6 protein-coding genes are annotated in these 7,975 nt (G+C 36.9%); all 6 read left to right on the forward strand.

Annotation, left to right across the window (positions count from 1 at the left end; translation table 11 throughout):
• The first annotated feature begins 246 nt into the window (after positions 1–246).
• The 6 genes from ESP02_RS12280 to ESP02_RS12305 all read left to right on the forward strand — a co-directional run bounded on the left by ESP02_RS12280 (position 247) and on the right by ESP02_RS12305 (position 7,735).
• A complete protein-coding gene (locus tag ESP02_RS12280; RefSeq protein ID WP_002310829.1) occupies positions 247–1,194 on the forward strand; it encodes a sugar ABC transporter permease in 948 nt (315 codons plus the stop codon).
• Between the two features lie 11 nt (positions 1,195–1,205).
• On the forward strand, positions 1,206–2,126 hold the full coding sequence (locus ESP02_RS12285; RefSeq protein WP_038399122.1) for a carbohydrate ABC transporter permease: 921 nt from the start codon (positions 1,206–1,208) through the stop codon (positions 2,124–2,126).
• A gap of 38 nt (positions 2,127–2,164) precedes the next feature.
• Positions 2,165–3,625, forward strand: coding sequence for an ABC transporter substrate-binding protein (locus tag ESP02_RS12290; RefSeq protein ID WP_002374178.1), 1,461 nt, complete (start codon positions 2,165–2,167; stop codon positions 3,623–3,625).
• A gap of 330 nt (positions 3,626–3,955) precedes the next feature.
• Positions 3,956–4,570 carry a YesL family protein gene (locus ESP02_RS12295; RefSeq protein WP_025478472.1) on the forward strand — a complete coding sequence of 205 codons (615 nt, stop codon included), beginning with the start codon at positions 3,956–3,958 and terminating at the stop codon, positions 4,568–4,570.
• On the forward strand, positions 4,563–6,287 hold the full coding sequence (locus ESP02_RS12300; RefSeq protein ID WP_002374183.1) for a sensor histidine kinase: 1,725 nt from the start codon (positions 4,563–4,565) through the stop codon (positions 6,285–6,287). The genes ESP02_RS12295 and ESP02_RS12300 overlap by 8 nt, the downstream gene beginning before the upstream one ends.
• Positions 6,284–7,735 carry a response regulator transcription factor gene (locus ESP02_RS12305; RefSeq protein WP_002374185.1) on the forward strand — a complete coding sequence of 484 codons (1,452 nt, stop codon included), beginning with the start codon at positions 6,284–6,286 and terminating at the stop codon, positions 7,733–7,735. The genes ESP02_RS12300 and ESP02_RS12305 overlap by 4 nt, the downstream gene beginning before the upstream one ends.
• Positions 7,736–7,975: the final 240 nt, after the last annotated feature.

Genomic DNA, 7,975 nt, shown 5'->3' on the forward strand with positions numbered 1-7,975 from the left:
GAAGCTACTTCTGGAACACTGTTTGTTCGGAATAAGAGACTGTGACAAGACTTTTGTCACAGTCCCCATTGTTCCTTGTGACTCAGAGTTAGATAGTAAGGTCACGATCTCCCTAATACTCAGGACAAAACGCTGAATTCACAACCTCTCCTATACTTTGTTTCATTTTCCCTATACTTTGTTTATTTATTCTCATTATTGAAAGCGCTATAATGACGTTGCGAATGAATCGAAAGGGGTTTTTAGATGAAAAAACGAAAGGGGTTCAATCATTTTTTTATGAATCTATGGCGTTATAAAGCACTTGTCCTGATGGCTGTACCGGGTATGCTTTGGATGATTTTTTTCTTTTACATACCTGTAATGGCGAATGTCGTAGCATTCAAAAATTTTCATATTTCAGCAGATGGGTTCTTGGCTAGCCTGAGGGAAAGTCCTTGGGTGGGTTGGGAAAATTTCAAATTTTTATTTTCTTCGGACCAAGCATTTCTCATCACTAAAAATACAATTTTATATAATGTAACATTTATCCTTTTAAATCTGCTCATTTCAGTCGTATTTGCAATCATTATGAGCGAGTTGAGAAATAAACGACTTGTTAAAGTTTATCAAACGATGTCCTTGCTCCCTTATTTTCTATCTTGGGTCATTATCAGTTACTTCGTTTACGCCTTTTTAAGTCCCGACAAAGGAATATTCAACCAGTGGATTACTGGACACGGAGGAGAAGCTGTCAATTGGTATAATGAACCGAAATATTGGCCATTTATCTTAGTGTTCATCGGTACATGGAAAGGGATTGGTTATAACAGCATCATTTACTTTGCATCTGTTATGGGAATCGATCCGACTTATTATGAAGCTGCTATGGTTGATGGAGCTAGCAAATGGCAGCAAATCAAACATGTGACGATACCACAACTGATTCCATTGATGACGATTTTAACGATTTTAGCCGTAGGAAACATTTTTCGAGCTGATTTTGGCCTGTTTTATAACATTCCTAGGAATTCCGGTGCATTGTACGATGTGACTCAAGTTTTGGATACGTATATCTACAATGGGCTGACATCCACAGGAGATTTTGGTATGACGGCTGCTGCAGGACTTTATCAATCAGTTGTCGGTTTTGTCTTATTGATGATCACAAATACGGTCGCCCGTCGTTTTGATAGCGACTCTGCATTATTCTAAGGAGGAAAAAAATGAAAAAAAAGAAAGTGGAGAGAGTCCAAGTCCGTTCTTTCAATAAGACGACCAATTTTTTCTCTAATATAATGATTGCACTCTTTGCTATTTCCTGTATTTTGCCATTTATATTTGTTATTGCCATCTCTTTTACCGATGAGTCCATATTGTCGACGCACGGGTACAGTTTTTGGCCAGAAAAATTCAGTCTATTTGGTTATACGTACTTGTTCGATCAGATGCAGGATAAAATTTTCCAAGCGCTTTATGTTACTATGCTTGTCACTGTTTTAGGTACACTGATCAATAGCACGGCTACTTCTTTATATGCTTATGCGATTTCGCGGTCAAATTTTCCATTCCGTCGTTTTTTTACCGTTTTTTGTTTGATTACGATGTTGTTCTCACCCGGTATGGTAGCCAATTATCTTGTTATGACAAATCTTCTCCAGTTAAAAGATACGATTTGGGCATTGATCTTGCCAATGGCTGTCAGCCCCTTCAATATTATTGTGATGCGCACATTCTTTAAACGTTCGGTCTCTGATTCGATTATTGAATCGGCGCGGATCGACGGAGCTAGCGAACTTCGAATATTCGTTCAAATCGTTTTACCGTTAGCTGTTCCTGGTATCGCGACAATCAGCTTATTTGCCGCATTGGGTTACTGGAATGACTGGTTCAATGCTTTACTATACATTCAAGATGATAAGCTAGTTCCACTACAGTATCTTTTGATGAAAATCCAAAGTAATATTCAATATCTGACGCAAAATTCAGGAGCAGGAAGCCAATTGACAGGTAGGCTAGCTTCAGTTCCAGGAGAATCCGCCAGAATGGCGATCGTAGTTATCTCTACGTTGCCTATTGCAATCAGCTATCCATTTTTCCAGAAACATTTTGTCAAAGGTCTAACGATCGGTGGAGTAAAAGAATAAAGAAAAAAATATAAATCATAAAACTAGGAGGAAGAAAAATGAAGTTATGGAAGAAACTAGCCTTTACAGGTGTTTCAGTATTGTTGGTAGGTACATTAGCGGCATGCGGAGGTTCTGGTTCTAAAGAGAAAGCAGAAGCTAGTAATTCGGACACTTTGCAGATGTATCAAATCGGCGATAAACCGGATAATTTCGATCAATTGATGGAAGTGGCAAACAAACGAATCGAAAAAGAGATCGGTGCAAAAGTCAATATCAATTACATTGGTTGGGGCGATTACGAAAAGAAAATGAACGTCATCATTTCTTCCGGAGAAAATTACGATATCGCCTTTGCGAACAACTATGTTTCCAATGCTCAAAAAGGAGCCTTTGCTGATTTGACTGAATTAGCGCCTAAGTATGCTGAAAAAGCGTATAATGATTTAGACGAAGCTTATATCAAAGGAAATTTGGTGAATGGGAAATTATATGCCTTTCCAGTAAATGGAAATGTCTTTGCTCAACAAGTACTTACTTTTAACAAAGCTTTACTAGATAAATATGATCTTTCAATTGATGGAATCCAATCTTACGCTGATGCAGAAAAAGTTTTGAAGGAATTCCATGAAAAAGAACCAAACACGGCCGCTTTTGCGATTGGACAAGGATTCAAAGTCCAAGGAAACTTTGACTATCCTTTAGGGAACACTTTACCATTTGCTATTGATCTGGATGGAGATGATTCAAAAATCATCAATCAATACGACAATGAAACGTATATCGGACTGTTGCGTACGATGCATAGCTGGTACAAACAAGGACTCATTCCAAGTGACGCTGCAACGAGCAATAAGGACTATCCACTAGAAGGAAATACTTGGCTGATGCGTGGAGAAACACAAGGACCCTATGATTATGGCGATACGATTTTGACAAATGCAGCAAAACAAGAACTAGTTTCAAAAGCAATTACTGTTCCATTGAAATCTACAGCTCAAGCACAAATGGCAAATTTTGTCGTATCCAATACTTCAAAAAATAAAGAAAAATCAGTAGAACTTCTAGGGCTGATTAACAGTGATCCAGAATTATTGAATGGACTTGTTTGGGGAATCGAAGGAGAAGCATGGGAAAAAGTCGATGGTTCAGAGGATAAAATCAAATTGCTAGATGGTTATCAGCCAAACACACATATGTCTGCTTGGAATACAGGAAACAATAAGATTCTATATACACAAGAGTCCATTACGGATGACATGATTGCCAAACGCGACCAATCGATTGCTGAAGCAGAAACTTCACCGATTTTAGGATTCAGCTTCAACACGGACAGTGTGAAAACTGAATTAAGTAATATTTCAAATGTCATGAACCAGTATTTGGATGGATTGAATACAGGAACTGTTGATCCAGATGAAACATTGCCGAAATTAAAAGAAGCTTTAGATAAAGCTGGTTATGACAAGGTATTGAAAGAAATGCAAAAACAATATGACGAGTTTCGACAAGAACAATAATGAATAAAGACAAAGAGGTTGTGACAAAAACGTGTCGCAACCTCTTGTTCCGAATAAACGGTGTTCAAACTCGGTATTAAGCTAAATTTATGTAAAAATGTGGAAAGCCATTTTCACAAAATTTTTCTTACTACTCGAAACTAAGCGGCTATTTCACAACCTCTTGGTAAGCGGTGTTCAATCAGCAGCCCCTCGGTATTCGCTCAAAAAACGGTAAAATATGAGGAACTAGTTTTCCGTTTGTTTCTCTAATACTCAGACCAAGGTGCTGATTGCCCAACCTTTTTTGTATAATGAGAAAGTAGAAACTTAATGTTTGGAGGAGAAGATATGTTAGGGAAGGTTTTGGAAGAGTTATTTATCCGGATCTGGGTCGTTATAAAACTAACCTTATATTTCTGGATATATACGTTTGTCGGTGGAATCATCTTTGGATTAGGTACGGCATGGAAAACAGTCAATGAGTTATTTTATTTATATGGATTCGAGTATAAAGAAATCATGTTAAAAAGAGGCTGGAATATATATAAAAGAAATTTTTTAAGAGGAAATCTGCTATTTGGTTTATTTTTATCTAGTACTGCTTTATTGAGCTACAATCTATATCTATCTGTTCAAATCAAAGGGCTCATTTTTTTAGCTATTGATTTTATTTTGCTTTTTGCCTTATTTTGCCTATTTGCTACTTATCAATACAGTATGATTTTAGACAGTGAATATACGATCTCTGTTCCTAATCTACTAAAGCTGAGTTTTATTTCGGTTTTTTCCAGCTTTTCGTCTTTTCTAAAAATAATTATTGGTAGCGGTGTAATTATAGCTGTGACTTGGCAATTCAAAGGATTGATCCTATTTGGTGTCATTGGTCTTTTGACGGTTTGGAATGGCACGATGACGAAACAGTGGCGTGAAGAGTTAGATAAACAGTTGGAAAGTTATGAATAGGATCCGGATTCTATTTTCAAAAGGAACCTTACTAAATCGGCTGTTAAGGAAATATGCGGTTATCATGATTGGTGTAACGATGACTGCTACTATTATTTTTAGTGTCCATACGTGGGATCAAAACCAAAAGCAGGCAGAAAACATGACAAGTGATGCCGTTCAAAGTACAAGCAGAATGCTGAATGACAAAACCACTTTGAGTAGGATCATTAAAAACCAGCTCGTCGGTGATTCCGAAAAAATTGAAAATGTCACTACCTACTTAACAAAACCCATAGATCAGTATTTGATGTATGTATATGAGCAGCAAAACAGCACCGACGAATTAGTTTCTTTCCCAAATCAAATCAAAGATCTTTATATAAATTATGAAGAACTAAGTGCGGTATATATCGTGTTGAATCAGCTACCGGAGTATTATGAATCCTCTAGAGAAAACAAAGGCGGAGAAGTAAAAGCAGGAACGCCAAAATTACTAGATGCCTTTTATATCAAGTTGCCTATCACACAAGGAGGAGCTGAGTCAGGCAGTATTTTTATCGGTTTCCAAAAGAAAGAGCTAGATACGATTTTAGAGAATCTAACGTCATTCAATGGACTCTCTTTATACATGATTTCTGGCACGACAAATCGCTTGTATACGTTCCATGATAATAAAATAGCTAAAGAAACGTTTGGAAAACAAGAAACGATTATCTCAGAGAGTCTTCAGAAAAATTCACAATTGCCAATTGCTAATCTGAGAAAAAATAATTTTATCCAACATCAAGAACTGTCGGATGATTACCGAATATTAGCTGTATTAGATAAAAAAAGCGTAAAAATCGAAACGGGGAAAAACCTTGCACCGCTGATTGTCGGTATCATTGTTTTAGACAGTATATTGCTTATCTTTCTTTATAAAACATTCAAACGATATTCACAGCAAATATCCATTGTCATGCAGGCAATGGAGCAAACGGCAGCAGGGAATTTAGAAACACAGATTGATACAACAAAAACGGAATATGAACTAAAGGAACTTTCAATCGGTATCAACGAAATGTTGGATAGCATCAATCAATTTGTCGAAGACATCTACAAACTAGAAATCAAACAGCAAGATGCACATATGCGGGCGCTTCAAGCACAGATCAATCCGCATTTTTTATACAATACATTAGAATATATCCGAATGTATGCAATCAGCGAAGGAAGCGAAGAATTAGCAGATGTTGTATACGCTTTTTCCGCCTTGCTCCGAAACAACACAAATCAAGAGAAGACGATCTCTTTGAAAGAAGAACTGGACTTTTGCGAAAAATATGTCTATTTATATCAAATGCGTTATCCTAATCGAGTGGCCTATCATTTTATGATCGATCCTGATTTAGAAAAAATCGAAGTACCCAAATTTGTGATTCAACCATTAGTTGAAAATTATTTTAAACATGGTATTGATTTTACTCGATTTGATAATGCCCTAAGTGTCAAAGTCTTACAGGAAGACAAGAGGGTTAGGATCATCGTCAAAGATAATGGAAGAGGGATGACTGAAAAACGGCTAAAACAGGTGGAAGAAAAACTGTCTCATCCCAAAGTGGAACTTCACAAATCAATCGGTCTGCAAAACGTGAATGAACGTTTACGTGCCAATTTCGGCAGCAGTTATTACATGTCGCTTGAGAATAATGAGACAGGTGGACTGACTGTTTCTATTACATTCAAGGAGGGATGAACATGTATCAGGTGTTATTGGTAGATGATGAATATATGATTTTGAATGGGTTGAAAAAGATAATTGATTGGAAAAGTTTAGGTTTTCAAATAGCAGCAACAGCGGAGAATGCCAAAGAAGGACTATCTGTCCTTGAACAACAGCGGATTGATCTAGTGGTAACGGATGTGACGATGCCAGAAATAAACGGACTGGAATTTATTGAAGCGGCTCAAAAAGAACATCATAATTTTGAATTTATGATTTTGTCCGGGTACCAAGAATTTGATTATTTGAAAGAAGGCATGCAGTTAGGCGCGGTGAATTATTTGATGAAACCCGTGAATAAGTTCGAATTGATTGAAAGCCTCAAGAAAATCAAAACACGGTTAGACCAGCAAAATGAACAAAAAAATCAGCAAGAAATCTATCAGGAACTATTATTCAGTCAATGGTTGAGTGAAGAGTTAGATGAAGCAAGTGAAGAAGAAATAATAGGACAAATCAGTGAAAAACAGCATAGAATAGTATTGATCCAATTATCAAGAATTCATGATCCTCTTATCAATACATGGTTGAAAGAACATCAGCAAATCTTTTACTATCAAAGAAATTACGGAGACCGTATATTGATTACGCTTTTGTTGGAGGCAGATGAAGTTGATGGATTCTGCTGTTTTATTCAAGAAAACATTCCTGATCAGGAATGGCTGATCAGTATCGGGGAAGAGACAGATTCGTCGGACAAGATCCCTGAAACATTTCAACAAGCAAAAGACAATCTACAGTTGCATCAATTTTATGGAGATAAAGACGAGCATGTTTTTTATGCAGTACAAGCAACAACAAAAGGGCAAACCATCGATTTTTCAAATTTCAGACGTGTGTTGCAAAATAAACGATTGGATGTTGCCCAAAAAATGATCACTGATTTTTTCGAACAATTTCAATTAGCAGCCATGATGCCGGAAGACATCCGGTACTCCAGCTTTTTACTGTTTATGGAGATTCAACGGGAATTGATTGATCTAGAAGATGAAGAATATTTACAAGGAATCGAAAAAATTCATCGGGCAAAAACGGTGCAAGAACTCCACCAGCTACTTCTGTCGTTCGTCCAAAAGCACCAGAGAAAGAGAAAGTACAGTGGCAATGTAGAAAAAGTAATCGAAATCCTGCATCAGCATTATCAAGAACCACTTACACTCAAAGAAGTGTCAGAAAGTTTGCATTTAAATGTCATGTATTTAGGGCAGTTGTTCAAAAAAGAAACGAAAAAAAGTTTTTCAGCTTATTTGAACCATTTACGTATGGAAAAAGCAAAGCAGTTGCTTTTGCACAGTAATCAAAACATCAATGAAATAGCAAGTGAGATTGGCTACAACAATACCACGTATTTCTCTAAATTATTCAAGAAGATTGTCGGCAGATCCCCCAAGGAGTATCGGGAAAAGAGAGGAGAATCCTAAAAGAAGGAGCGTATGGAATGAATCAATGTTCAAAAGTTTGTCTAGAAAGCTAACTTTTGAGAGTTCTTACTACTTGAGGCAGGGAAGCTTTTTCACAACCACTGAATCAGCTAACCCTCAGTATTAGCTCAACAAACGGCAAAATATGAGGAACTATTTTGCCGTTTGTTTCTCTAACACTCAGGTCAAAACGCTGATTTCACAACCTCTCAATAAACGGTGTTCAAAAACTTGCATCTG

The sequence above is a fragment of the Enterococcus sp. NBRC 3427 genome (genome assembly GCF_007996925.1).
Taxonomy (GTDB): domain Bacteria; phylum Bacillota; class Bacilli; order Lactobacillales; family Enterococcaceae; genus Enterococcus_B; species Enterococcus_B lactis.

Coding starts and splice junctions, on each gene's coding strand:
- ESP02_RS12300 (WP_002374183.1), top strand. CDS start 4,563: ATGAATAGGATCCGGATTCTATTTTCAAAAGGAACCTTACTAAATCGG.
- ESP02_RS12295 (WP_025478472.1), top strand. CDS start 3,956: ATGTTAGGGAAGGTTTTGGAAGAGTTATTTATCCGGATCTGGGTCGTT.
- ESP02_RS12305 (WP_002374185.1), top strand. CDS start 6,284: ATGAACATGTATCAGGTGTTATTGGTAGATGATGAATATATGATTTTG.
- ESP02_RS12285 (WP_038399122.1), top strand. CDS start 1,206: ATGAAAAAAAAGAAAGTGGAGAGAGTCCAAGTCCGTTCTTTCAATAAG.
- ESP02_RS12280 (WP_002310829.1), top strand. CDS start 247: ATGAAAAAACGAAAGGGGTTCAATCATTTTTTTATGAATCTATGGCGT.
- ESP02_RS12290 (WP_002374178.1), top strand. CDS start 2,165: ATGAAGTTATGGAAGAAACTAGCCTTTACAGGTGTTTCAGTATTGTTG.